Origin of the sequence: Kamptonema formosum PCC 6407, assembly GCF_000332155.1 — a bacterium.
In the GTDB taxonomy this organism is placed as follows: domain Bacteria; phylum Cyanobacteriota; class Cyanobacteriia; order Cyanobacteriales; family Microcoleaceae; genus Kamptonema; species Kamptonema formosum.
Window position 1 is genome coordinate 345,868 of record NZ_KB235898.1, and the last position, 24,337, is coordinate 370,204.

A 24,337-nucleotide genomic window follows, 5' to 3' on the forward strand; every position below is an offset into this window, starting at 1 on the left:
GTCTAGCTACTTAGTTACAATTAACTTTGATTAGCAAGAGTTGTAGGCGCAATCGCACCATCTTTGTCTCCTTCTCCCAATTTATCCAAAATCTCCACAATCTCTCTTTCAAAAGTAACTTGAGCCCGATTTGTACGCCCTCCAATATAAAGACGATCGCCCTTTTGTAAAGCCCAAATCTGCGAGTGAGATACATAACTCATCATCACGCTCAGCATCAGTAAACCAAAGCCCGTATAAACTAGCGGTATCCCCGGATCGGCTTTAATTTGCAACCCTGTGCTACCAATAACTTCGTCAATAGTTAACATCACTCCGTTAACTTCTGTTGCCATTCCCGCACGCACAGTAGTTAGCAACTTGCCGTCAGAACCATAAATTAGCAGAGTTCCTTGTAAGTCTTTGGCTAACAGAGAAACCCCTGCGCTCAAATCTGGTTTTGTAGGAATCCAAGTTCCCCAAATGCGCCCTTTTCCCTGAGTATCTAACTGAGCCATTGGTAGTTGTAAAACGGGGCTTTTATTGATGCGTACTCGCACTCCAGCAATTCCCCAATCTGCCTGATAAATAGTGACTCCGCGATATCTTAGAGGTTTATTAACGTAAATTGTTTGTTTGTCAACTTCTTTCCCTTCTTCATCCAAAACTGAGAGGTCAGAATAAAATTGATCGATATTCCCATCTGGTGTATAATCTATCCAGAAGCGATTCACCCGCAATCCCCAATCTTTAGGTATTTGCGCCTCTGCCCAAGGCCCCGCATCGGTAATATTTTTAATCTGAAATATGTCGCCACTGGCCACTAATTCTTGACCGAGAAATCCTGTCATTGTTCCCCAGATGGCACCAGCTAAAATAATTAACATACTGGCGTGAACGATAATCGGCCCAATCTTTCCAACTATGCCTTTCCGAGCATAAAGTGTATCGCCTTCGCGAAATACGCGATACCTACGTTTTTGCAATATTTCCTCTAGGGAATTTAAGGAAGATGTTTCTAATTCTGCACTCAAAGCTAACTTTTCAAACTGTCGCGATTCTTCATAAAATTTCCAGCGACGGGCGGCTTTTAAGGCGGGAAATTGTCGAGTAAATGTACAAGCAGTTAAGCTAGTTCCAAATAAAATTAGAATTGACAAAAACCACCAAGTACGGTAAACGTGGTCTAAGCCTAGAATTAGCAAAACTTTCCAAGTTAGGAAACCAAATAAGGCAGGATGTTCGGGATAGTTAGCTTGGTAAAATTGGACTGGTTGACCTTGTTCGACGATCGTACCGCTGATGCTGAAAATTGCGATCGCTAGTAGTAAAATAATTGCTAATCGTAAATCGGCTAGCACTGGCAATAATTCTCGGCGGAAAAATAGCTTAGGAGTGTTTACCCAGTGGGAAATTTTAGATAGAAATAACTCTTTTGATGGCATGGTAATTGGTAATTGGTAATTGGTAATGGCTAATGGCTAATGGCTAATGGCTAATTGCTAACTGCTAATTGCTAATTGCTAATTGGGGAAAGGGTTTCCTCATCTCCTCTGCTCCCCCGCTCCCCTGCTCCCCCTCTTTCCCTCTTTCCCTAGCCCCTAGCCCCTAGCCCCTAATCCCTTCTTTGGTAAATTAAGTAATGGGTGCTAACCGCGATAGCAGAGAGAAAACGCCAAATCCTACTAATAATACTCCGCTAACTGGGGTAATCCAACTAGACCAGCGACGTAACTCTAGCAGCTTTTTAATACTAGCAGTAAAAGTACCTGCTAAGATCAGGGGCATGACATAGCCAGCAGTGTAGGATAATAGTAAAACTGCTCCTAAAATTGTATCTCCTGTGGTAGAAATCCAGGCTAACAATGTAGCTAAAACAGGGGTACTACAGGGAGAAGCTACCAAACCGAAGGTTAAGCCTAATAAATACGAGCGTACACCGGCTGGTAAATCTTTTGCAATCCAACCAGCAGCGTCAAATGATGGCAATTGCAACGGCAATGCTTCCAGTAAATTCAGTCCCATTAAGATGGCGATGATGCTGACGATGATTGGCAAGCCTATGCCAATTTGACCGTAGACTTTCCCAGCAAATGATGCTAAGATACCTAAAGCTGCAAGGGTTGTTGCTAATCCCAAGGAAAACCAAGTAGACTGGGCGACAGCTTGAATGCGGCTTTTAGCTTCATATCCGCCAATGTAGCCAATGGTAATCGGCAACATGGAAAGCATACAGGGGGTTAAGCTGGTGAGCAATCCTGCAAGAAATATGACTCCGATGCTGACGCTGCTAATATGTGTCAGTTGAGTTTTAACTAAGGCGTTAGCAAATTGCGCTATTTCGTAAAGTTGGGTTTGCAGGGTTTCAATCATCGGACTTGGTACTGTTCTGGATTCTGTATAGGATTGTAACGGAAATGAAGTCAATAGTTATGAGTGATGCCGATCGCTAATAGTGTTAACCCATATCACACTTAAGAGTTGATCGCAATCGCTCGCTTATCTCATAATTGTCACAATCTGTCAAGACTCCTATCACACAGCACTTTCGAGAAATAAATTACATTAAAAAGTGTTAATATATTTTATAACCTCCAATTAGCCACACTTGAGGAATTCTACGATGTTGTATCAACCTATTTTTGGCGATCGCGCCCTAAGCGAATCCTTATACCGCACCTTAATCAATCGCTTCCACGACTCTTTAACCGTTTCAGCACAAGTCCTATTAAATGAGTGTATTCTAGGTTTTGCCCCCAGCCCCGATGGAGTCAAAACCTTTTTTATTGTCGCCCCCTCCCTTGGGGTTGCAGAGGAACTAATCGAAGAAATCGATAGCCTTGTGAACCGAGTTGCTACACTCATGGCAGGAGTAGGAATATTAGCAATTTGCCTAAATCCCTCTGAAAATCAGGGACAGCAACCCAGGGATACAAAAGACACAGGGAAATTTCCCCCAGAGTATATGGCCTGCAAATTCTTCTCCATCCCTTTTGAATATGAAATGGCTGATGTTTAAATTTTAACAGCTAATCGCTAACTACTATCAATAATAAGTAATTAGCAATTAACCATCATCGCTGATACTTTTCAAACAAAGGTTGTAGTTGAAAAGTGGATAGCGGTTTACCATAGGGTGCTTGTACCTGAGCTTTGTTAGCTTGTGCATCTGCTGCTAAAGTTGCTTTTGGAGTCAAGATATATCGACCCTGATAAGTTCTGGTATCGGCAGTTAAGCGAAATTCCAAATCTCGGTTATAAGTATCCTTGGTATATTGAAGATGCAATCGAGTAATGAAAGCTCGTTCCTGGTTCATCCCCAATTCTTTTAACTCTTGGGCATTTAAAGGTGATGTACTGCAAGGATCGCAGGAACCTGTATCCCAAGCATATTCTGTTACTACAGCTTCACGACCAACTGCTTTAATCGTAGTCGTCAGTAAACCTTTATAAAATTCCCCAAATTTGGATTCTATCTCTTCAGGAACGCCAAAGTTACTGGGAATCATTACATTAGTATAATTCTTGGCTTCAGCTCTGCCTTTGTCGCTCAGAAAGTAAACAATAATATCTTGAGTGCCTTCTGAGTTAATTTTTCCTAACTGAAATGGTAGCATAATTTGGTTAGAATTTGCCACTGTAAATTGTAATGGTCGCAAGTTTTGGAAGCCTAGTCTTTGCTGTTCTTTAAAATTAATCCGAACGACAAAAAAGTAGAGTTTTTGGTCGATATAGGGTTTGAGATAACGAGCAGCATTATTAGGAAGTCTATACTTATTTTGCCTCAGCCAAGTTTCTAAAGCATTGGACTCAGTTGCACTCAGAATCACAACGTCATACTCCCCGACAGTAAAGCGTTCAACAACTGTTACGGGTGCCCGATCTCTTTTGGTTTCAGTTGCGCTTCTGGGGGCTCCAGCGGGTGCATTCTGTCGGAAATCTTGATATCGAACTAGGCGAGGTGCGGTAAAATCATCTAAGCGTTGAAATAGTTTAGCATCTATGACTTTGACATCTTGCTTTTTCAGGACTATGGGCACTGGCAAAACTAGAGCAAATTCTTTGGGATCGCCTTTGTAGTCAAAGGCTAGACTATAAGTAGTGTCGTTATTTCGATGTGCGATCGCAACTTCAGAACGGTTATTGAATAGCTGTGCATCGACTTTGGCGACAAAGAAACCGCAGAAAGCTAAAACACTTCTGGCATTCACGGATAGTAAAGCCAGAAGCACGGTTAAACTTAAAGATAAATTTCTTAAACTTTTAGACATAGAGCAATTTTCCTCCCAGACTTATATGAACAACAGCTTACCACACCCAAGCTCACTTTTTGCTTTATTAAGCTTACCCTCAAAGCAGTTGCGATTAAATCTTAACTTATAAATAGAAATAAGAATCTAAAACATTGCTAATTTAAGTCAACTATTTTACAGAAAGATATTTAGCTTATGTTTAAATTATTTACGAAGTTTATAGCATTTATCATCCAAAATTTGGAAGAATACATCATTGAAAACAGTCCTGTGAATGATGAGATTCTGCGACAGATTTTCGGGATCTATACCTTGATTAATCGCCTCAATTTGACCTTAGATAAATTCGTAGATGTTCTTGAAATCTGGCAAAGAGATTTTTATCATGGTGGTCAGGTTCCCACTTTTGCATTAGTAATATACATAATTTAATGGTACTAATAAATAACGATCTGCGTCATCTTATCAATCTTATTTGCAGTCACAATTCCCCCTCAAATGCCGAACTAAATAACTTACTAAATTATCAATTTCGCGGCGATCCATACTGCTCAAAAGTCGATGTTTTTGACATCTGGATGCGAATCATTAACCGAAATGCCAACGATCGTTTTTGTGGTTGGATTAGCCACTATAGCGACACCGAAGGCAAAACACTTGATGTTTATGGTAAAACTAATTATTTTCTTCCTTTAGTAAAGCGACGGACGCTATTTATTCCTAATTATAGTCTGTTGTTACTAGAAGTAAAAGATACCTCTAGCCTAGACAATTTATCTCAAAGTCAATGGGCAAAAAATATTAATATTTACGGTCAAACATTACCTGAATGGCAAGGTTATGCACTGAAATTCTTGCCAGAATTTCCACAAGAATTTCCGATCGAAATGGAAGGATATACTAGCTTGAAAGATAATCACTATGCCTTGATGATTGAAGTTCCAAGGCAAGAGGAGATGGTGACAAATATCATTGCATCTATCAACCCACATTCCGCAGATATTTAAGCAGATTTAATTTCAGATAAATTCGGAATCACGAAAGCCCAAAATGATTGCCATACAATCATTTTGGGCTTTTTTAGGATATAATAACTTCCACAACTAACCCAACTCTAAAAACTATGAAAAAGCCCTCAGAAGCGATAAATATCGTAAATTTAGACCATTTAGGAATAGTAGCAGGAATAATAGATGAGATGGAATTGGTAGAAGAAGTCAACAAAAAAGTGGGATTAAGAACCAAAGAAACCCTCAGTCCAGGACAAGTAATGAAAGCGATGATTTTGAACGGATTGGGTTTTTTGAGCGCTCCAATATACCTATTCGACACATTTTTTGTAGGAAAAGCAACAGAACATCTAATTGGAGAAGGAGTAACGCCTGAACAATTAAACGATGACAGGATAGGAAGAGCATTAGACAAATATTATCAAGCTGGGACGACAAAATTATTCACAGCAATTGCCTTGAAAGCAGCGATGAAATTTCAAGTAGAAATGAAAAGCGTTCACCTAGACAGCAGTTCAATATCAGTAGAAGGAGAATACAAAAGCTGTCAGAAAGAAGGTCAAGTAATTGAAGCAGAATCCTTAGAGAGAGAAGATGAAATGAAAGCCATAAAAATCGTACATGGATACTCAAGGGATAGAAGACCAGACCTGAAACAATTTATCATAGACACAATCGTAACTGGAGATGGAGACGTACCATTGTATCTCAAAATAGATGACGGAAACGCCGACGATAAAAGTGTATTTGTAGAAAGACTGAAAGAATTTAAAAATCAGTGGACATTTGACGGTATATGTGTAGCAGACAGTGCCTTATACACAGCTCCTAATTTGTCAGCGATGGCAGGAATGAAATGGATAACCAGAGTACCATTAAGTATCAAAGAAGCTCAAAATAAAATCTGGGATATAGAAGATAATGCCTGGGAGCCAAATCAAATAAAGGGGTATAAAATAGCAGCGATATCAAGTGATTATGCTAACATCAAGCAAAGATGGCTAGTGATAGAGAGTGAAATCAGAAAACAAGCAGCCATTAAAAAATATCCGAGCACGTAGCGAAACAGTTAGAATTAGCCAAAGCCTCATTGCGTAAGATATTCAAACAAGAGTTTGCTTGTATTGCCGATGCAGATATGGCAATAAAACGGTTATCAGAGTCTTGGAAATATCACCAGCTTGTCGAAATTGAATACCGAGAAAAGCCCGTAAAAAAAACGAAAATCAAGCCGAAAATAGAGAGCCAGACCAAGACAATAGTTTATCAAGTTACAGGTAAAATAGAAACCCAAAAATCAGTAATAGAAGCGGAAAAAGTCAAAGCTGGGAGATTTATATTAGCCACGAATATCTTAGACACAAAATCCGTGAGTAATCAACAGGTATTATCGGAATACAAAGCGCAGCAAAGTAACGAGAGAGGATTTAGATTTATCAAAGATCCGTTATTTTTTACGTCAAGCGTATTTGTGAAAAAGCCGGAGCGAGTGGAAGCAATTGGAATGATAATGGGACTGTGCTTGTTAGTGTATAACCTAGCTCAAAGAAAATTGAGACAACAATTAGAAGTCACCAATGAGGGGGTAAAAAATCAAGTGAAGAAATTAACCAATAAGCCGACAATGCGCTGGATATTTCAGATGTTTCAGGCGGTGCATTTAGTGACTATAAATGGAGAGAAGCAAGTCAGCAATTTAACCCCAGACCGTCAAGTTGTATTAAAGCATTTAGGGCAGTATTGCTGTCAATACTATTTAATATTTTCAAGTGGATGATGATTGGTATTAAGGTATAAATATTTGTAAATAATCCTCATTTATGAGTCAAGATAATTTGCTCTTGGCATGAGTTGACTTGGTTGAAAAGATGAGTTGAAGTGATAAAATAGCGACATGAATATATTAGAAAAAGTCAATTTTTTCAACTTACTTAATCTAGGTAAATTTGACAGGCTCCTGTAACGCTAAAACCGCATAAGTTCAACCCAAAAGCATATTGGCTCCAAGCTTTCACAACTGATAAAAAAATCCAAGCCACATCTGCGGAATGTGGGTATCAAGAAAGATATTGCAGCTTTTCATCAGCCATACAGGAACTTTAAAAATACTCTCCAGGTAGCTATTCAAGATCGCATTGAGATTATTTTCTGAATCAATTCTATCTACTTATTAAATTATTCCTACCTTAAACTTGTTCCACATACCGTTTTAACTCCCTCGCCATCTGTTCCATTCCTCGCTGTTCATCCTCCCGAATAAAAGGCAAAAATACACGAGTTAATAACCCCGAAAAATTTTCCCGGTGAGTATATCTCGTCCTACTAATCCCAATCTCTTCCAACTCAAACATATTTTCACTGCGAAAGCCAGGAATTACAGACACCCACCCCAGACAGACATCTGGCTGTACCAATGTCACCAAAGGTTGAAATTCTGTCTCTTCCTCTGCATAATTCCGCAATAGCGACAACATTACCTCTTGGCCATGCTTAAACGGCATGGAGGGATCGCGGTCAAATAAAAAACTATTCCATTTATCCCAATTTTTCTTGTCAAACAGCACCCGCCAAACCTTTTGCCTGGAAGCATAAATTTCAATTTCCGTATGGAGACTTGGCATAGCTGCCTCTGCACTATTTTGTGCGACTGGTTACAATCTCAAGTATTTCATTACTCTAGGCTAAGGTTAATTTTAGATTTGGAATTGACAATTCAATCTAAAATCTAAAATTTGAAATCAAAAAATCCCAAATTCAGGCATTATGGTAGCACTAACACCCAACCCCAGCTTTAGTTTAACGATTCGGATTGAACTTCCCAACCGCGCCGGGATGTTGGCTGGCGTGACGCAGGCGATCGCATCTGTAGGCGGTAACTTGGGTCAAATCGACTTAATTGAGCAAAATCGTCACAATTCCATCCGCGAAATTACCGTTGATGCCTCTAGCACGGAACATAATGAGAAAATTGTAGATGCCGTCAAAGCGCTAACAGATATCAAAGTGCTCAACATCTACGATCGCACCTTCAACCTTCATCGCGGCGGCAAAATCACCATTGGCAGCAAAATCCCTCTTAAATCCCAATCGGATCTAGCGATGGCTTACACGCCGGGGGTGGGTCGGATTTGTACTGCGATCGCGCAAGACCCCGAACAAGTTTACAACCTTACCATCAAACAAAATACGGTGGCGATCGTCACTGACGGCAGCGCCGTCTTAGGGTTAGGCAACCTCGGCCCCGCCGCCGCCATGCCAGTAATGGAAGGCAAAGCCATGCTATTTAAAGAATTTGCTGGGATTGACGCATTTCCTATTTGTTTGGCTACTCAAGATACTGACGAAATTATCCGCACAGTCCAAAATATTGCCCCAGTTTTTGGCGGCGTTAACCTCGAAGATATTGCCGCACCTCGCTGCTTTGAAATCGAAGCTAAACTGCGAGAAACTTTAGATATTCCCGTATTCCACGACGACCAACACGGCACGGCAATTGTTAGTTTAGCAGCCTTAATCAATGCCTTAAAAATCGTCAATAAATCAATGGATCAAATTCGGATCGTGATTAACGGTGCCGGTGCTGCCGGAGTCGCGATCGCACGTCTGCTGCGAAAAGCAGGAGCTAAAACAATTGTTATGTGTGACTCTAAAGGCATCCTCTCCAAAAACCGCACTGATTTAAACGCAGAGAAACTAGAATTTGCTGTGGAAAAATCGGGTTCTTTAGCAGGTGCAATCATCGGTGCTGATGTGTTTTTAGGCGTTAGTGCCCCTGGAGTTCTTACCCCAGAAATGGTACGTTCAATGGCAAAAGATCGGATCGTGTTTGCGATGGCAAATCCTATTCCTGAAATCCAGCCAGAATTTGTTGCTAATGATGTAGCAGTAATGGCAACTGGACGCAGCGATTACCCCAATCAAATTAACAATGTTTTAGCATTTCCTGGTGTATTTCGCGGCGCTTTAGATTGTCGCGCTTCTACTATTACTACCACGATGTATTTAGAAGCTGCTCAGGCGATCGCATCTTTAGTCCTGCCTTCCGACCTTGACAAAGAACACATTATCCCCTCTGTATTTGACAAGCGAGTAGTAAATGCTGTTGCCGGTGCCGTGCAATTAGCAGCACGCAATGAAGGCATCGCCCGCAGTTAACTATAATTTAATTCCGGTTAAATACACCGAAGATCGCCATTTTCAACAACCTGTAGGGGCGGGTTTGCCAATAGCTTAAAAGCGTGCAGACAGGTCAAATCAACCCGCCCCCACCCCGCGAGGGAACTTGTAAAGCAAGTGAGGTACACGCCTAGCCATTAGCAATTAGCCATTAGCCATTAGCCATTCGGTAAAAAATCCCTTTTCACATAAACGCGATCGCACCTTTTCGTCTCCACCCCCGTAGTCGGTTCATACCCACTACTCTCATACAATTTCACTGCTTCCTTCAACACGCTAGCCGTTTCAATCCAAATTTCTTTAAAACCACGCTCTGCGATCGCACTCTCCAACTTTCCCAGCAAAAATCTCCCCAACCCGTACCCCCTCGCCTCTGGTAAAAGATACATTTTGCGAATTTCTACAGCATTATTGCCTCTTTTAATTGGATAGTAAGCAGCCGTCCCCACTAACCGCTCCTGTTGTTCAATTACCCAAAATTCTCCACCCACTGCATGATAAAATATTTCTACCTCATAGACATCTCGATCCGCGCCATAGGGTTCGCAATTCAAACCGTATTCTGCTAAAATATCCTTAATTAAGTGAAAAGCTGAAGCCCGATCTCGTTGTTCCCATGTACGAATTAAAAAGTCTTTATATTCGATCTTCACTTGTTTCTTACCTCTAGCTGTGAATTCTTGGTTCCGAGTGCAAAGTTGCCAGCATTTCGCTCTCAATAGATGCTAAACTCTCAAGCCTAGCCGTCACAATTTCGATATCAAAATAAGTAGTTGCTAAAACCCAATATACACCGTAGTGACGCGCCTCTGAAGCCATCAAACCCCGATAAAGTTTTGCTAATTCTGCATCCTGACAGCAATTTGCTAGCAATCCGAGCCTTTCATGGCTCCGTGCTTCTATTAAACCAGAAACTAGCAAAGAATCCAATAACCTCTCCGGTTCTTCCCTGCGAATTTTAGCTGTTAAACCAGCAGCATAGGGAGGTGCTGACAATTGGCCCAAGGGAATCCCGCGACGCTCTAACCATTGATTTACCTGCTCGAAATGCTCTAATTCTTCGCGGGCGATGGCAGTAAGCATCCGCACTAATTTTGTGTGAGCAGGGTAGCGAAACATTAAATTTAACGCTACACCCGCCGCTTTGCGTTCGCAGTGGGAATGGTCTAGTAGAATTATATCTAAATTCGCGATCGCTTGTTCGACCCACTCTTTAGACGTTGGGTGCTTCAGAAATTTGATAGTTGGTAGTGTTGAATTTAGCATCTGTTTCTAGATTTATCGCCGTTGTCAGTTGCATAAGATAAAGCAGGATAATTGCTAATTGCTAATTGTTAACTGTTAACTGTTAACTGCTAATTGGGGAAATTTTCTCCCCGTCTCCCCCATCCTCCCTCTCCCCTTCTTCCCTAGCCTCTAGCCCCTAGCCCCTAGCCCCTCTTAACAATTGTACAAACACCCTATACATATCTTGAGCAAACTTATTCGGATTCCATAATGGTGCTAAACTTTGCGGTTTCTTCGACTCCCTCAACTGTTCTTTAACTGCGTTTCTTAAATCTAGATTATTGCCTAATTTTACACCCCATTCTGTGTACTCTTCCCAACTCCAAGAAACACCTGTTTCCATCTTCAAAGCCTGCATAAATGAATAGCCCATCCTCGATAAGAATTGTTCCCCTACCCGCGTCACCACAGGCAAATTAAACCACAATGCTTCTAAAGTATGAGTCCCACCATTGTAAGGATAAGAATCCAGAAAAACATCAGCTAGTAAATATATTAACCTGTGTTCTTCCTCCGTAGGAACTCGTGGCAAAAACTTGATCCGGTGTTTCCCAATTCCCTCAGCTTCGCAAGCTTGATGATAAGCTGATTGAAATACTTCGATATCGCCTATAGCTTTGTGAATCAAAATACTATTAGGCACTTGTTTGAGAATAGCAACCTGCGCTTTCACTAACTCGCGGTTAAATTTTCTACCCGGAGAAACGCAGAGATAAACTACTTGTTCTAATCCAATTCGATGCGACTTTCTTAAATCAATTGTATCCGCGACTAACCTTTTAAAACCTCCAACAGCCGCAAAGGAATCTGGCATTCTAATTAGTTGTTCTTGGTAATATTTTTCTCTCCCGTCTGGGTGAGTGTGCCAATCGCAAAGGAAGTAATTTATACTAGATATGTATGGAGCTTCAAAGCCTAACCAAGAAATACAAACTGGGGCGGGTTTTCGATATAAAATATCGCAGTGAATGGGAACGCTAAGAGAATCTAAATCTACCAGTATATCCACTTGGTCTTGCTGAATTTCCTTGATAATTTCTCCAGCATTAGCAAGTCCATTAGGGAAGGTTTTAGGATAACTTAATTTAGCTACGCTATCAACAAAGTTTTGGGTGTGATCGTCCTTATCAAGTCGTTCTGTTGCGTATAAATAAATATCAGGCGTGAGCTTGCATAATTCACGGATGATGTCAGCACTGCACCAGCCGACGGAATGGCGATTGAAGTGATTCGAGATAAAACCAATTTTTAACTTACTTTTATGGTTTTTCTGCTGAAAACTAGGCTGGGAAATTTGAGGGTAATTTGGCTTGATAACTTGCTCGACATATTGTTTAGAAATTAAGCGATAGAAGTTAGAATTAGCCTCTAAATCATCTCGCAAGTAAGGGGTGCTAAATAAAAGATTGGCATAGAGAGCTTTGATTTCAACATTGCTAAAATTATTGAATTGGTAGAGATAAGACTCTAATTCTAAAAATCTATCTTTAGCAATTTGATTTAATCCAGATACCTGATAAGTGCTAATATAGTAAATGGCGGTCATTATTTTGTCCATTTCGCCGCACATTTCACTATATTTGCTAACAGCTTGACGCGCTGCTTCTAAATTAGTTGCATCTCGGAGGATGCCGCACAAGTGCTGATGAGCGATGGCAAAATCTGGTTTAATTTCTAAGGCTTTTTGCAGGTAAGGAATTGCTTCTTTTAACTTACCTTGATATCGGAGAACTATCCCTATTTGACAGTAAGCATCTACCGAGTCAGGTTTAATCGTAATCGCGCGTTTCCAAGCAGCGACAGCTTCGCTAAGTTTGCCTTGATTTGCTAGTTCATCGCCTCGATCTAAGTAAAATTCTACCCCGCCGAGTTGCGGATTAATTTTAATAGCTTTTTGCTGATAAGATTTAGCTTCTTCTAACTTCCCTTGCTGCTTCAAAGCATTACCGAGATTCCAGTAGGCGGCGGCTAAATCTGGTTTGAGGCCGATCGCTTTTTCGTAGTTGACGATCGCCTCGACAAAACGCCCTTGCTTGTAAAGCATACTGCCCAAATTAGCATAAGCTTCAGCATAGTCGGGATTAAACGCCAGAGCCTCCGAGTAGAAGCGAATCGCCTCTTCAATTTGACCTTGAGCCTGCTGGACATTTCCCATTGTCACATAGGCGGGTGCCCAATCCGGCTTCGCCTCCAGAGCTCGGCGACAAAATGCGATCGCTTCTGTTAACTTCCCCTGAGCGTAATATACTTCCGCAGCTTGAGTCAGCGCTTGAGCATCCTCTGGTTTGGTTTCCTGAGACGGGTTAGTAGGATTGGAATTCATCGGGCAGCCTGTTTGTGCTATCAATATTAAAGTCTATGGTATTTTGCACCATAACAGCTTTTGAGGCGACATTACACCAAGCAACCCACTGATGACAGAATTTAACCGCGCCGCGAGCATCGCCCCTTCAGGGGTTGGGATAGGCTCTGCGAATGAGAGTCGCATTCAAGTATTTTGATTTTCGATATATTTTTTAACAGCTTCCTCAGAGGCATTACCGACTGTGCCACAAAAATAACTTCTAGTCCAAAGAGAGGGAATTTTCTTAAGAAACTATCGTACAATAGTTTTCGGAGGTGATGCAAATTGCTCTTAAGCTTCAAATACAAACTCAGACCCAATCAGCAGCAATCCAAAAAATTGAATCAGTGGGTTGATATGTTGAGGGCTACGTATAACTGGTGTCTGCGCGACAGAATTGATGGTTGGTATCAGCAGTTTCTTTGCGGTGATTATTGCGACTTGAGGACGCAGATAGAGATTACACCTTTAACCTGTGGTATTACCAAAGGAACACAACTCGCTAACCCTTGGAAAGATGGAGGGGGTAAAGCTAAAAAGGAAGGAGACAAAGATCAGTCGCCAAAAAGATCAGCGTCTTTGATGCAAGATGCGAACTTACAAGAATTGAAAGATAGTAGACCTTGGTATCAAACAATTGATATTGGAGTGTTGCAATCAATGCCAGCTAGAGTTAACGAATCTTTCAGTAAGTTTTTCAACGGTGCAGGTTTCCCGAAGTTTAAGCGCCGTCACGACTTTAAATCGTTTAGTTATAAACCGGGAAGGGTAAAGGTTAAAGGTAATAAAATCTATTTGCCGAAAATTGGATGGATGCGTTTTTATAACTCGCGTTCTATTCCCGATGGGTTTGAAATTAAAACAGTTACAGTGAGACAGAAAGCTGACGGGTGGTACGTCTCGATCAGAATCGAAAACAAAACAGTACCAGATTTCCCGGTAATTTCAGATAGTGAAATCAAAACTATCACTGGTTGCGATCTGGGACTGGGTAAGTTGGTTTACCTATCTGATGGAAGCAGTATTGATAACCCACGTTTTGCTACCAATAAAAAAGCCAAGCGTTTAATGCGAATTAGACAACGGCGGGTAAGTCGTAAGCAAAAAAGAAGCAAGAACCGCAGCAAAGATCAACTTAGAGTGAGCAAGTTGCACAACAAAATTCAACAGCGTCGAGAATCTTATCAGTGGGACGTTGCTAAACGCATTCTCAAAAGAAGTGATGCTGTCGCTGTTGAAGATTTGCAAGTTGGAAACATGATGAAACGGTGCCAACCCGTTAAATCTGAAACTGGTAGATTTTTGTCTAATGGTCAATCAGCTAAACGGGGTTTAAATCGTTCTATCGCTGATGCTAGTTGGTATTCGTTAACTCAAAAACTTGAATATTTGGCTGTGAAGTCAGGCAAGAAACTGTATAGAGTCAATCCACAATATACCAGTCAAACTTGTAGTAAATGTCAGCACGTCGATAAGAATAGCCGCAATGGTGAAAAATTCATTTGCATTAATTGCGGACATATTGATGATGCTAATTTGCAAGCCGCAAGAAATGTAAAAGTTAAGGCAATAGAAACTTACGGCTTAAATATTGTCAAAATAATTAAATCGAAAATGGTACGGCGGGACTCGTCGGAACCAGTACAATTAAGTCTCTTTGAGGCTAAATTGTATGAACGCTCGTCAGACATTAACACGCTGCCTTTAAAAGGCAAACGGCGTGTGGGCGAGAACCCAGAGTACAAGCAATTGTCTATCTGGGATATTTAGAGCGCAACCTCTAAAGAATCCCATCCCCTTCAGGGGTGGGAGTGTCAAAAGGAAACTGTCGCCACTATGCAATCAATTTATGACTGGCAAGCAACTGACACAGCGGAAACGGAAGATTAACCTCAAACCCAATTTGCTCTTGGGTATATTTTTACTCACCTTAGCACTGCCCTTGCCCTTCGCTACCAAGAGTCTAGCACAACAGCAGACAGGGCAATATCAGCGACGGATCTTTGATGCTGCTCTCTACTTCACTTTATATTTCGAGGGCGGCTTCAGCAACCATCCGGCAGATAAGGGGGGAAGGACTTACAGAGGCATTTTGCAAACGGAGTACGACGCTTACCGCTACAGTCGGGGACTCCCACCTCTAGATGTAGCCAGGATTTCGGAATCTGAACTGTTGGAAATTTATCAGAGTTATTGGAATAATAGCCGTGCGGCGAGTATGCACCCTGCACTGGCGATCGTCATGTTCGATACGGCGGTGAATTTCGGGATATCTAACTCTGTGACATTTCTGCAACAAGCTTTGGGACTGCCGCAAAGTGGCGTTTTTGACGCTCGCACGATGAAAGCTTTAGCTTCTGCTAATAATAAGAATACAGCTTTTCAGATGATTAACGAGCGGATTATTTACCGTTATAAACGGGTGCAAGAAGATCCGAGTCAAATGGCGTTTTTTCGGGGATGGTTGAGTCGCGATTACAGTTTGTGGGGGTATGTGGAGAAGATTAAGAATTAGACGGGATATTACGCACCCACCAAAGAAACCGGGTTTTTTGACAAAAATACTTCGCCTTACCCACAGATTCTCTCAAAAACCCGGTTTCTGGAGCCATGAGCACAAGTCCTAATAATGGCTAATTGCTAATTGCTAATTGCTAATTGCTAATTGCTAATTGCTAATTGCTAATTGCTAATTGCTAATTGCTAATTACCCATCCTCCCCCTCTTCCCCATTCCCCCTCTTCCTATCTTCCCCTAGCCCCTAGCCCCTAGCCCCTAGCCCCTAGCCCCTAGCCCCTTATAATTAACGCGGAGAGCAGCAATGATTTGTTCGTTAGCTTTAGGAAAGGGAAACTGGTCTATTTCGTCCAGTGTCACCCACCGAATCTCATCGCATTCAATTAACTGGGGTTCACCGCTGGTGTGACGGCAGTGATAAGCATTAAGAGTAACGCGAAAATGAGCGTAGGTGTGATCGATTGTGATTAAGTGATCCTCCACTTCGATAACTATCCCCAATTCCTCCATAATTTCTCTTTTAATGCAAGCTTCCAGAGTCTCGCCCGCCTCTAATTTACCCCCTGGAAACTCCCATAGACCGCCTAGTAATCCACCTTGGCGGCGTTTGTCAATTAAAATTTTTCTCTCTTGATTCCAGATGACGGCAACGCCAATAAACTTGTGAGGTAAAGCAGTTGAAGTTTTGGTCATAGGTAATAAAAAACAGTTAATAGTTAACCGTTAACCGTTAACTGGTAATAGTTAACCGTTAACCGTTAACTGTTAACTATTAACCGCGATCGGATGTATGCCTCTCGCTGGATTGCAAAGACTTTTCAAAAGCCATCCGCTGTTCAGCGTTTCTGAGAAAGTAGCCACTAATCATCGCTGAGGCTAGCAATCTGCCCAAATGCTCGCGGTTCGTGGTGACAGTCACGCCGAAGTGTTCCGAGGGGAGATTGCCCAACAACCCGACAATGTTGCGCTCCATCACCTGAAAAACTTCAGTAGAGGTAGGCTTAGAGAGTTGGGAGACTGTATCTGGAGCCATAGACTGCACGTATTGCCAGAGTAAATTTGCTCCTTCTCCGTTTTCGTCAAATAAGTCCGGTGTTCGATTGGATGTATTACTCACCTTGTACCTCCGTTTCAGGGACAGCGTTTTTTGTTAAATCTGACATGATTGATGTCCATAACTTCAATCAGATTGCTGCCGATCTTTTCTATTTACGAGCTACTTACTAATCTAGCAGGATGGCAGCAATATCCAAGTGGGCGGAACCGAACTAAGGACGGCGGGTCTTACGATTTGAGCTTAAGGCCTTAGCTAGCCAGATAATCGTCCATGTCTTGTTTTCGCTTCCGCAGTTTGGTTAAGGCTTCGCGCTCGATCTGCCGCACTCGTTCGCGGCTAATATTGAGGCGATCGCCTATTTTTGACAGCGTTAAGGTTTGACCGTCTTCCAAACCGAACCTTAAGGCGAGCACTTCCCGTTGCTGCTGCGTCAGATCGGCCATCAGCATTTCGAGGTCGGCCCGCAGGGAGGCTTGGAGGGCAAAATCTTCTGGAGATGCACCAGTATCTTCCAACAAGTCCCCTAATTCTGTATCTTGGTTATCTCCCACTCGCAAATCTAGGGATAAGGGTAGGCGAGCCCGTTCCAAATATTCCCGAATCTGCTTGGGGGTTAACTCTAATTCTGCTGCTAATTCGTTGGCAGTGGCCGCCCGTCCTAGTTTTTGGGCTAGGTAGCGTTGGGCTTTTTTAATTTTGTTTAGCTTTTCAGTAATGTGGATGGGGAGGCGGATAGTACGTCCCTTTTCTGCGATCGCGCGGGTAATCGCCTGGCGAATCCACCAGTAAGCATAGGTAGAAAATCGGTAGCCTTTGGTTGGGTCAAATTTTTCTACCCCCCGCTGCATCCCGATCGTACCTTCCTGAATCAAATCTAAAAGGTCTACGTTGCGCTTGATATACTTCTTGGCAACAGACACCACTAGCCGCAGATTGGCTTCCACCATCATCCGCTTCGCCCTTTCTCCGGCGTGGATTGTCCGCTGCAATTCAGTCTCAGACAGCCCAGCAGCTTCGGCCCATTCTGTTCTAGTGGGATCGCGACCTAACTCCAAAGCTAGAGCATTTTTCGCCTCGTGCAAGGCTGTCGTTCGCTGAACCTGCTTTCCATAGAGAATTTCTTGCTCATGGGTCAGCAGGGGAACGCGGCCAATTTCTCGTAAGTAAGCGCGTACTGAATCTGTGTCTGAGGACTTAGGAGGTTTCATAAGGATTTCCCGCTGGGTACCTCAGCCGCTAGAGGGTTGAGCAAGCAAACCCCTAGTCTTAGCTGGGAAGGAAAGCGGGCGGGGACTTACGCTTTCCTTGCGTTTACACACGCCTGGTTTTTATAGTAGCTACGTGCTACTAAGAGTCGCCCCATTCCAGGTTAGATTCTGGTTGGAGTCTTAATACCGCTCAATATTATGTTAAAAATATTAACATTTCTGAGAGTCCGTGTATATACCTCCCCAAGAATAAGGTTCAGGGGTAAGTCGGAGTGAATATAGATAAATTTTACCCAGTGGCTCCTTCTTAACTCCCATTCCTAAAGAAAGATGTAATGGGTAGATGTAAGCAACCGCTTTCAGCGGTTAGGGACTAGGGGCTAGGGGCTAGGGGCTAGGGGAAGAAGAGGAAGAAGAGGAAGAAGAGGAAGAAGGGAATAGAGTTAAGGGTTTGAGGAAACTAAAATGTCCTCACCACCTTGTCGGTTACTATAGCTGAGTACGATCGATTCTCTGATTTGCAGCCTTTATCACATACTGGTAATTTTGTCAAAAAAACTAGGATGATTTAATAGTCTGATTAGTAGCCTTTGCTTTGTACTTACCACTTCTTACCTTTTAGAGTAGACGCTCTGTTCGCGATCGCTATCAGCTTTTTAGTTGATATTGTCTTATTAACCGTTATTCGAGAGATTCGGTATTGATTTGTAAACCAATTTATTCTCAGTAAACTGTTATCATATAAAAATCCACTTAAGTAGTATTTAGGCAAAAGCTTTTCCACCTTTCTATTTGTTGAACCAAAGGGATAAGCGACATGAGCGCTCACAATTTTATTTTTATCTAAATCCTTCATACATTTTCTTAAAGCTAATTTAGCGGCTGCGAGTTCAAATTCTAAATCTTTACCCGATATCTTTGCTAAATCTTTGTGATTAAATCCATGAGACTGAATGTCATAAAATCCCTTTTGATATCCTTCTCGTAAATCGCTACAAGTAGTATGAGGCAAATAATCACCACCATTATCAACCCACAGAAATCTAGGATTAATAAATAAAACAAACTTGACCTTTTCCCTATAAATTTTTTCCAGATTTTCTAAAATAGGTAGACCATTTGTATGAACGCCTTTATAACCATCGTCAAAAGTTAGCATAATTGGCTTTTGACCGATATGTTGAATTGGTATCGGCTTAGATTTGTTGATAAAATATACAAAAAGATCCTGAGAGGATAGAAACCAAAATTTTTCCTGAACCAGGTATTCTAAAATTTTTGCTAAATCTTGCTTAGTGTAGTCATTAGTAAAGGCGAATCGATGAGGTGGGTTTTCAGTAGGGTTTTGAGTATCTATAATGTCGTGAAAACCTAAAATTGGAATCCTGACTCCATTAGTGTCTACACTAGAACCAGATATAGCTAAACTCAGTAAAAATATTAATAAAATATATAGTAATTTGGCTTTGTGGCTCAGATAAAAGTGCAATTTCCCTACAACTTTTCTACCTCTTAGCCTTTTCTTTCGCTGATTCATCTGTATCCTCCGCTGTTCGTTTCCTATTAATCTTTACCATTGTTGGGGACAGATTCAGCAATAATCGGAAAATTTTTACTAATTAGTTTAACTTATGTAACTAAAGGGCCAAGTTCCAAAAATATTAATCTATTCATGGAATGGCGGATTAGAAATATGATATTCATTAAGTGCTTTTAGATGAGTCCGCGTTTTTTTAGCCTAGCAAGTGCATCTTCTGCGGCATTTTTTTCAGCCTCTTTTTTGCTGCTACCTTTACCTTCTCCGTATAGTTTTTCACCGACATAAACTTTAGCGAGATATTCTGGCTTGTGCGGCGCTCCTCCGGCGTGGATTGTCACATATTTAGGAGGAGTATTGTCACTGTTTGCTTGTACCCATTCTTGAAAGCGATTTTTAGAGTCTACAAAGTTTTTAGATTCTAGATTAAAGTTAAAAGCAGCAGGTTCTTTAATTGCCTTCTCAAATAATGGTTCGATAAACTCACGAACTGAATCAATACCAGAATCGAGAAAAACTGCATCACCTAAAAATTCTAAACGCTCATTGTCTTCTCTTACATATTTAGGATTTTCGTAAAAATATGAGCGGTGGGTAAGTGCAGTATTTAGAAGACAAGCATTCTGAAAAGGCAGTAGTTTTAGTATTTCAGCTAATTTCTCTCTAATTCTGGATTCTTCAGCAGAAGATACAGAAGGGTGACTCACCTCGTAACGCGCTTGCTCTTTAGAAAGAATGATTAGAACTTCTTGCTTTTGTTTTTCTATTTCTACTATATCTGCCTCTGGTGCAGAGATGTTTTTGAGAAGTCTGGCAATACTATCTAGAGTACGATAAGCATCATCTGTAAAGAATGGAGATTGATGTACCCAATTATTTCTAGTTTCGTGGAGTTCACTCACTAAAGCACGACCAGCGTGACCGAGATTTTCTTTAAATACTTTCTCCCACTGTTTTAACATGAGTGCTAATAAAGGATGAACATCCTCGCGCAGATTTTTTGCTAAGTCTCGCTTCTTGTAATCGTCATTGAGGGAAGATTTGGCCTCTGTTAGCCAACCTTCTTTGTAAACGCGCTTCATTTCTCGTTCAATATAAGGGTATAATCCCTTACCTAAAAGCTTTAAAGCTCTGCCAACTTGTTCGTGATTGGTAATAGCCATATTAGAATTTACGATCTAAGATTTAACTTGACATTAATAATTATGGACGATTTCTGAAACTCTATCGGATGTCTTACCCCCTCCTTCGTAGTAGCAACTTTACTCGCTCCCGCATTCCCTAACAATAAAGTGGCTTAGCTTATCCCTTTTAACTTATTCACCTAAAAAACTTACTTTCAAAGCTTCTTCCATAGTAAAAGGCGATTCCTTCGGAAAAAAGTTTAACTTAATCCCTGTTTCCTCAGCAGCTTTCTGACGAGCTTTTCCATAACACTCATCAAACACTTCTAAAATTAAAGGTTGTAAACTTGGACTGTCTTCTAGCAATCCTTCAATACAAATACGCTGCTCGGTGATGGTACTACGCCAACTCTGACTGCGTTTCTCTGGTTGATATTCCCATTTGAGTAAGTGCATTAAAAGCACAACTAAACGACTTTTTAATTCTCGTTTTTCACTTCTGCCCATACTTTCGATTTCTTCAACTAAATTCGGAATATCTATCCGATCAAAATTGCCTTCTTTTAAATGTTCAGCAGTAGCTTGTATCCATAGATAAAAGTCTTCTTCATAAAGATTATTTTCGGTTTTGACAGATTGACTAATCATAACTAATTTCCTTGACTTCTGCTAGGGTTAATGATAGCTTGACAGAGATATTCCCAAGTTTCAGTTTGTTCTTCTTCATCTCCCTCATCTACCCATGAATTGATTAAAGCGATCGCAGCTTGATTCCTCTCTATCCTCTCCTCTAGCGACAGTTTAGTAATATCAATTTTATCAGACTTTTCTGACACTCTTGGCTTCATTGTCACAGTTTCTTTAAACAATCTGATCGTCTGAAGTAAATTCGGCAAATATTCCCTGGGAGTTTCCTGAATCTCCTGCAACAACTCGACAAATTCTGCACCAATTCTAGGTTCAGAATCAGCAGTTTCAGGTGCTTGATTTTCACTACTTACAACTTGTTCAGACATAATTACCTCCTTTGTCATCTCAATAATTTATCGGGTGGGCTTGTAGCCCACCTACTACATCTTACCTCACCGCCGCAGGCATCCCCAAAATATCCTCAATTCGAGGCATATCTTCTAAAGCAATTACCCGCCCTTCATCCTCAAAGCCAGTAATCTGATCGAAGTTCAAATACTGATACAGATCGCTAGCAAAAGGCTCAATCTTCTTACCCACAATGTCCATATATTCTTGCACGCTTGGCATCCGTCCTAACATCGCACAAACAGCAGCTAATTCCGCAGAACCCAGATAAACTCTTGCATCCTTACCCATACGATTATTGAAGTTCCGAGTTGAAGTAGAAAACACCGTTGCCCCATCATTAACTCGTGCTTGATTGCCCATACACAGACTACATCCTGGCATCTCAGTTCGCGCACCAGCAGCCTCGAAAGTGGTGTAAATTCCCTCCTGTTTCAACTGGTATTCATCCATCCGCGTTGGCGGACAAATCCACAACCGGGTCTTAACTACAGCTTCCCCTTCTAATACCTTTGCAGTTGCTCGATAATGACCGATATTTGTCATGCAAGAGCCGACAAATACCTCATCAATTTTATCGCCCACTACTTCGCTCAATAACTTAACATTATCTGGGTCATTGGGAGCCGCCACAATCGGTTCTTTAATCTCATTCAAATCAATGTCAACGATTTCAACATACTCGGCATCAGTATCGGCTTCCATTAACACCGGATTTGCTAACCATTGTTCCATTTTTGCCACGCGGCGCATCATAGTCCGAGCATCTACATAGCCCCGCGCTACCATATTTTTTAACAGGGCAATATTAGAGCGTAAATACTCGGAAACCGTCTCTACGCTCAACTTAATTGTGCAACCAGCACAAGAACGTTCTGCTGATGCGTCTGTCAATTCAAAAGCCTGCTCAACTTTCAAATCGGGCAAACCTTCGATTTCCATGATTCGCCCAGAAAAGACATTTTTCTTGTTCTGTTTATCGACAGTTAACAAGCCTTTTTGAATGGCAATATAAGGAATTGCATTGACCACATCCCGCAGGGTTACTCCGGGCTGTAATTCACCTTTAAACCGGACTAAAACTGATTCCGGCATATCCAAAGGCATGACACCCAAAGCTGCTGCAAAGGCAACTAAACCCGAACCGGCAGGAAAGGAAATTCCTAGAGGAAAACGGGTGTGAGAATCGCCGCCAGTTCCCACTGTATCTGGTAACAACATTCGGTTTAGCCAAGAGTGAATAATCCCATCTCCTGGCCGTAAAGCTACGCCGCCACGTTCAGCAATAAAATCGGGTAATTCTTGGTGAGTTTTGACATCGACTGGTTTGGGATAAGCAGCGGTGTGACAGAAACTTTGCATTACTAAATCGGCACTAAATCCCAAACAAGCTAGTTCTTTTAACTCGTCTCTGGTCATCGGCCCTGTGGTATCTTGAGAGCCAACTGTTGTCATAATTGGTTCGCAGGGAGTGCCGGGACGAACACCTGGTAAACCACAGGCTTTGCCTACCATTTTTTGAGCTAAAGTGTAACCTTTGCCCGTATCTGCGGGTGGTTGGGGGCGGGTAAAGATTGTGCTTGTTCCTAATCCTAAAGCTTCGCGGGTTTTATCGGTGAGAGTGCGACCAATTAGTAAAGGAATGCGGCCGCCAGCACGAACTTCATCTAAGATGGTGTCAGGTTTGAGGTTGAATGTGGAAATAATTTCGCCAGCTTCGTTAGTAATTTCGCCTTTGTAGGGATGGATGGTAATTACCATTCCTGTTTCCATTTTACTAACATCGCATTCGATGGGTAATGCGCCGGAATCTTCGGCGGTGTTGAAGAAAATAGGTGCGATCGCAGTACCTAAAATATATCCCCCATTCCGCTTATTCGGTACGAAAGGAATATCATTACCGATATGCCAGAGCACGGAATTAATCGCAGATTTCCGCGAGGAACCCGTACCGACAACATCGCCGATATATGCGACGGGATGCCCTTTTTGCTTCAATGCTGCGATCGCACTTAACGAGCCCGGTAGCCGCGTTTCCAGCATTGCCAAAGCGTGTAGCGGAATGTCCGGCCGCGTGGTAGCATGAGTCGCAGGGGACAGGTCATCGGTGTTGGTTTCGCCCGGAACCTTGAACACGCTAACAGTAATCCTTTCTGGCAAAACTGGCCGACAGGTGAACCACTCGGCATTTGCCCAAGAATCCATTACCTGCTTAGCGTAGGGATTGATCTCCGATAAATTCAGTACATCGTGGAAAGCATCAAATACTAACAGGGTTTTACTTAGCGCTGCTGCTGCCGAGGCTGCCATTGCAGGTTCGTTAGAGGATAGCAAGCTAATTAAAGATTGCACGTTATAGCCGCCTAGCATCGTTCCTAGCAGGTAAACTGCCCACTGGGGCGCAATTAACGGGCTGTGAATTTCGCCTTTGGCGATCGCAGTTAAAAATCCAGCTTTCACATAAGCGGCCCCGTCTACTCCCGGTGGCACGCGATCGCGCAGCATCTCTACTAACGCCTCTTCCTCGCCTGCGGGCGGATTTTTTAGCAGTTCGCAAAGTTCAGAGGTTTGCTGAGCATTCAGCGGTAGCGGCGGAATTCCCATTGCTGCCCGCTCGGCCGTATGTGCGCGGTAAGATTCTAGCATAATTTCGTCTCCTCAAGATGGCATTTTCGACTTTCAATGGGCGATTTTCGCTTGTATAGCAACCGTCAAGGTGGTTAGGACATTCTAGTTTCCTCAAACCGTTAATTCTATTCTCTTCTACCTCTTCTTTCCCTTCTTTCCTGAGCATCGTAGCCCCTAAC

20 protein-coding genes and 2 pseudogenes are annotated in these 24,337 nt (G+C 42.0%); 6 read left to right on the forward strand and 16 right to left on the reverse strand.

Annotation, left to right across the window (positions count from 1 at the left end; all coding sequences use genetic code 11):
• Positions 1 to 20: 20 nt before the first annotated feature.
• Entirely contained in the window at positions 21 to 1,424 is a 1,404-nt protein-coding gene (locus OSCIL6407_RS0101545) for a cytochrome c biogenesis protein (RefSeq protein WP_007355737.1), read from the reverse strand.
• Positions 1,425 to 1,614: 190 nt separating this feature from the next.
• A complete protein-coding gene (locus OSCIL6407_RS0101550) occupies positions 1,615 to 2,352 on the reverse strand; it encodes a cytochrome c biogenesis protein CcdA (protein WP_007355736.1) in 738 nt (245 codons plus the stop codon).
• A 250-nt stretch (positions 2,353 to 2,602) separates the two neighbouring features.
• Here OSCIL6407_RS0101550 and OSCIL6407_RS0101555 point away from each other — a divergent pair, with 250 nt between their 5' ends.
• On the forward strand, positions 2,603 to 2,998 hold the full coding sequence (locus OSCIL6407_RS0101555; protein WP_007355735.1) for a hypothetical protein: 396 nt from the start codon (positions 2,603 to 2,605) through the stop codon (positions 2,996 to 2,998).
• Positions 2,999 to 3,053: 55 nt separating this feature from the next.
• Here the strand turns inward: OSCIL6407_RS0101555 and OSCIL6407_RS0101560 are convergent, their stop codons facing one another.
• The gene (locus OSCIL6407_RS0101560) at positions 3,054 to 4,250 is read right to left on the reverse strand and encodes a DUF2330 domain-containing protein (protein WP_007355734.1); all 1,197 of its coding nucleotides are present in this window, start codon (positions 4,248 to 4,250) and stop codon (positions 3,054 to 3,056) included.
• A gap of 413 nt (positions 4,251 to 4,663) precedes the next feature.
• Here OSCIL6407_RS0101560 and OSCIL6407_RS0101570 point away from each other — a divergent pair, with 413 nt between their 5' ends.
• Both OSCIL6407_RS0101570 and OSCIL6407_RS30180 read left to right on the forward strand, forming a co-directional pair.
• Entirely contained in the window at positions 4,664 to 5,239 is a 576-nt protein-coding gene (locus OSCIL6407_RS0101570; protein WP_019486852.1) for a hypothetical protein, read from the forward strand.
• 116 nt (positions 5,240 to 5,355) lie between these two features.
• A pseudogene (locus tag OSCIL6407_RS30180) lies at positions 5,356 to 7,019 on the forward strand (IS1634 family transposase).
• 409 nt (positions 7,020 to 7,428) lie between these two features.
• Here the strand turns inward: OSCIL6407_RS30180 and OSCIL6407_RS0101580 are convergent.
• Positions 7,429 to 7,863: an SRPBCC domain-containing protein gene (locus tag OSCIL6407_RS0101580; protein ID WP_007357255.1), complete on the reverse strand. Its 435-nt coding sequence runs from the start codon at positions 7,861 to 7,863 to the stop codon at positions 7,429 to 7,431.
• 142 nt (positions 7,864 to 8,005) lie between these two features.
• Between OSCIL6407_RS0101580 and OSCIL6407_RS0101585 the strand changes: the two genes are divergently transcribed.
• On the forward strand, positions 8,006 to 9,397 hold the full coding sequence (locus tag OSCIL6407_RS0101585) for a malic enzyme-like NAD(P)-binding protein (protein ID WP_007357254.1): 1,392 nt from the start codon (positions 8,006 to 8,008) through the stop codon (positions 9,395 to 9,397).
• Between the two features lie 179 nt (positions 9,398 to 9,576).
• On the opposite strand, the gene OSCIL6407_RS0101590 is transcribed toward OSCIL6407_RS0101585, so the two are convergent.
• The 4 genes and pseudogenes from OSCIL6407_RS0101590 to OSCIL6407_RS32095 form a co-directional block, all read right to left on the reverse strand.
• The gene (locus OSCIL6407_RS0101590) at positions 9,577 to 10,071 is read right to left on the reverse strand and encodes a GNAT family N-acetyltransferase (RefSeq protein ID WP_007357253.1); all 495 of its coding nucleotides are present in this window, start codon (positions 10,069 to 10,071) and stop codon (positions 9,577 to 9,579) included.
• Positions 10,072 to 10,084: 13 nt separating this feature from the next.
• On the reverse strand, positions 10,085 to 10,684 hold the full coding sequence (gene miaE, locus OSCIL6407_RS0101595) for a tRNA-(ms[2]io[6]A)-hydroxylase (RefSeq protein WP_007357252.1): 600 nt from the start codon (positions 10,682 to 10,684) through the stop codon (positions 10,085 to 10,087).
• Positions 10,685 to 10,841: 157 nt separating this feature from the next.
• A complete protein-coding gene (locus OSCIL6407_RS0101600) occupies positions 10,842 to 13,028 on the reverse strand; it encodes an O-linked N-acetylglucosamine transferase, SPINDLY family protein (RefSeq protein WP_007357251.1) in 2,187 nt (728 codons plus the stop codon).
• A gap of 165 nt (positions 13,029 to 13,193) precedes the next feature.
• Positions 13,194 to 13,298 (reverse strand): annotated as a pseudogene (locus OSCIL6407_RS32095) (transposase); the annotation flags it as partial.
• A 36-nt stretch (positions 13,299 to 13,334) separates the two neighbouring features.
• On the opposite strand from OSCIL6407_RS32095, the gene OSCIL6407_RS0101605 reads away from it, so the two are divergent.
• Both OSCIL6407_RS0101605 and OSCIL6407_RS0101610 read left to right on the forward strand, forming a co-directional pair.
• Entirely contained in the window at positions 13,335 to 14,819 is a 1,485-nt protein-coding gene (locus tag OSCIL6407_RS0101605; RefSeq protein WP_019486853.1) for an RNA-guided endonuclease InsQ/TnpB family protein, read from the forward strand.
• A gap of 79 nt (positions 14,820 to 14,898) precedes the next feature.
• A complete protein-coding gene (locus OSCIL6407_RS0101610) occupies positions 14,899 to 15,564 on the forward strand; it encodes a glycoside hydrolase family 108 protein (protein WP_007357249.1) in 666 nt (221 codons plus the stop codon).
• A gap of 260 nt (positions 15,565 to 15,824) precedes the next feature.
• On the opposite strand, the gene mutT is transcribed toward OSCIL6407_RS0101610, so the two are convergent.
• The 8 genes from mutT to acnB form a co-directional block, all read right to left on the reverse strand.
• A complete protein-coding gene (gene mutT, locus OSCIL6407_RS0101615) occupies positions 15,825 to 16,259 on the reverse strand; it encodes an 8-oxo-dGTP diphosphatase MutT (RefSeq protein ID WP_007357248.1) in 435 nt (144 codons plus the stop codon).
• 79 nt (positions 16,260 to 16,338) lie between these two features.
• The gene (locus OSCIL6407_RS0101620; protein ID WP_007357247.1) at positions 16,339 to 16,683 is read right to left on the reverse strand and encodes a DUF760 domain-containing protein; all 345 of its coding nucleotides are present in this window, start codon (positions 16,681 to 16,683) and stop codon (positions 16,339 to 16,341) included.
• A gap of 188 nt (positions 16,684 to 16,871) precedes the next feature.
• Positions 16,872 to 17,831, reverse strand: a complete 960-nt coding sequence (locus OSCIL6407_RS0101625) for an RNA polymerase sigma factor, RpoD/SigA family (protein WP_007357246.1) — start codon at positions 17,829 to 17,831, stop codon at positions 16,872 to 16,874.
• 601 nt (positions 17,832 to 18,432) lie between these two features.
• On the reverse strand, positions 18,433 to 19,368 hold the full coding sequence (locus OSCIL6407_RS0101630) for a polysaccharide deacetylase family protein (protein ID WP_007357245.1): 936 nt from the start codon (positions 19,366 to 19,368) through the stop codon (positions 18,433 to 18,435).
• Positions 19,369 to 19,544: 176 nt separating this feature from the next.
• Positions 19,545 to 20,531 (reverse strand): Swt1 family HEPN domain-containing protein, encoded by a 987-nt coding sequence (locus OSCIL6407_RS35830; RefSeq protein ID WP_007357243.1) that lies wholly within the window; start codon positions 20,529 to 20,531, stop codon positions 19,545 to 19,547.
• Positions 20,532 to 20,684: 153 nt separating this feature from the next.
• The gene (locus OSCIL6407_RS0101640; RefSeq protein WP_007357242.1) at positions 20,685 to 21,140 is read right to left on the reverse strand and encodes a DUF29 domain-containing protein; all 456 of its coding nucleotides are present in this window, start codon (positions 21,138 to 21,140) and stop codon (positions 20,685 to 20,687) included.
• 2 nt (positions 21,141 to 21,142) lie between these two features.
• A complete protein-coding gene (locus OSCIL6407_RS0101645) occupies positions 21,143 to 21,508 on the reverse strand; it encodes a hypothetical protein (protein ID WP_007357241.1) in 366 nt (121 codons plus the stop codon).
• Positions 21,509 to 21,569: 61 nt separating this feature from the next.
• Entirely contained in the window at positions 21,570 to 24,176 is a 2,607-nt protein-coding gene (gene acnB / locus OSCIL6407_RS0101650) for a bifunctional aconitate hydratase 2/2-methylisocitrate dehydratase (RefSeq protein ID WP_007357240.1), read from the reverse strand.
• Positions 24,177 to 24,337 lie beyond the last annotated feature (161 nt).

Bases quoted from the DNA above. Each gene is read 5' to 3' on its own strand.
- OSCIL6407_RS0101545 (WP_007355737.1), bottom strand. From the start codon at position 1,424: ATGCCATCAAAAGAGTTATTTCTATCTAAAATTTCCCACTGGGTAAAC.
- OSCIL6407_RS0101550 (WP_007355736.1), bottom strand. From the start codon at position 2,352: ATGATTGAAACCCTGCAAACCCAACTTTACGAAATAGCGCAATTTGCT.
- OSCIL6407_RS0101555 (WP_007355735.1), top strand. From the start codon at position 2,603: ATGTTGTATCAACCTATTTTTGGCGATCGCGCCCTAAGCGAATCCTTA.
- OSCIL6407_RS0101560 (WP_007355734.1), bottom strand. From the start codon at position 4,250: ATGTCTAAAAGTTTAAGAAATTTATCTTTAAGTTTAACCGTGCTTCTG.
- OSCIL6407_RS0101570 (WP_019486852.1), top strand. From the start codon at position 4,664: ATGGTACTAATAAATAACGATCTGCGTCATCTTATCAATCTTATTTGC.
- OSCIL6407_RS0101580 (WP_007357255.1), bottom strand. From the start codon at position 7,863: ATGCCAAGTCTCCATACGGAAATTGAAATTTATGCTTCCAGGCAAAAG.
- OSCIL6407_RS0101585 (WP_007357254.1), top strand. From the start codon at position 8,006: ATGGTAGCACTAACACCCAACCCCAGCTTTAGTTTAACGATTCGGATT.
- miaE (WP_007357252.1), bottom strand. From the start codon at position 10,684: ATGCTAAATTCAACACTACCAACTATCAAATTTCTGAAGCACCCAACG.
- OSCIL6407_RS0101600 (WP_007357251.1), bottom strand. From the start codon at position 13,028: ATGAATTCCAATCCTACTAACCCGTCTCAGGAAACCAAACCAGAGGAT.
- OSCIL6407_RS0101610 (WP_007357249.1), top strand. From the start codon at position 14,899: ATGACTGGCAAGCAACTGACACAGCGGAAACGGAAGATTAACCTCAAA.
- mutT (WP_007357248.1), bottom strand. From the start codon at position 16,259: ATGACCAAAACTTCAACTGCTTTACCTCACAAGTTTATTGGCGTTGCC.
- OSCIL6407_RS0101625 (WP_007357246.1), bottom strand. From the start codon at position 17,831: ATGAAACCTCCTAAGTCCTCAGACACAGATTCAGTACGCGCTTACTTA.
- OSCIL6407_RS0101630 (WP_007357245.1), bottom strand. From the start codon at position 19,368: ATGAATCAGCGAAAGAAAAGGCTAAGAGGTAGAAAAGTTGTAGGGAAA.
- OSCIL6407_RS35830 (WP_007357243.1), bottom strand. From the start codon at position 20,531: ATGGCTATTACCAATCACGAACAAGTTGGCAGAGCTTTAAAGCTTTTA.
- OSCIL6407_RS0101640 (WP_007357242.1), bottom strand. From the start codon at position 21,140: ATGATTAGTCAATCTGTCAAAACCGAAAATAATCTTTATGAAGAAGAC.
- OSCIL6407_RS0101645 (WP_007357241.1), bottom strand. From the start codon at position 21,508: ATGTCTGAACAAGTTGTAAGTAGTGAAAATCAAGCACCTGAAACTGCT.
- acnB (WP_007357240.1), bottom strand. From the start codon at position 24,176: ATGCTAGAATCTTACCGCGCACATACGGCCGAGCGGGCAGCAATGGGA.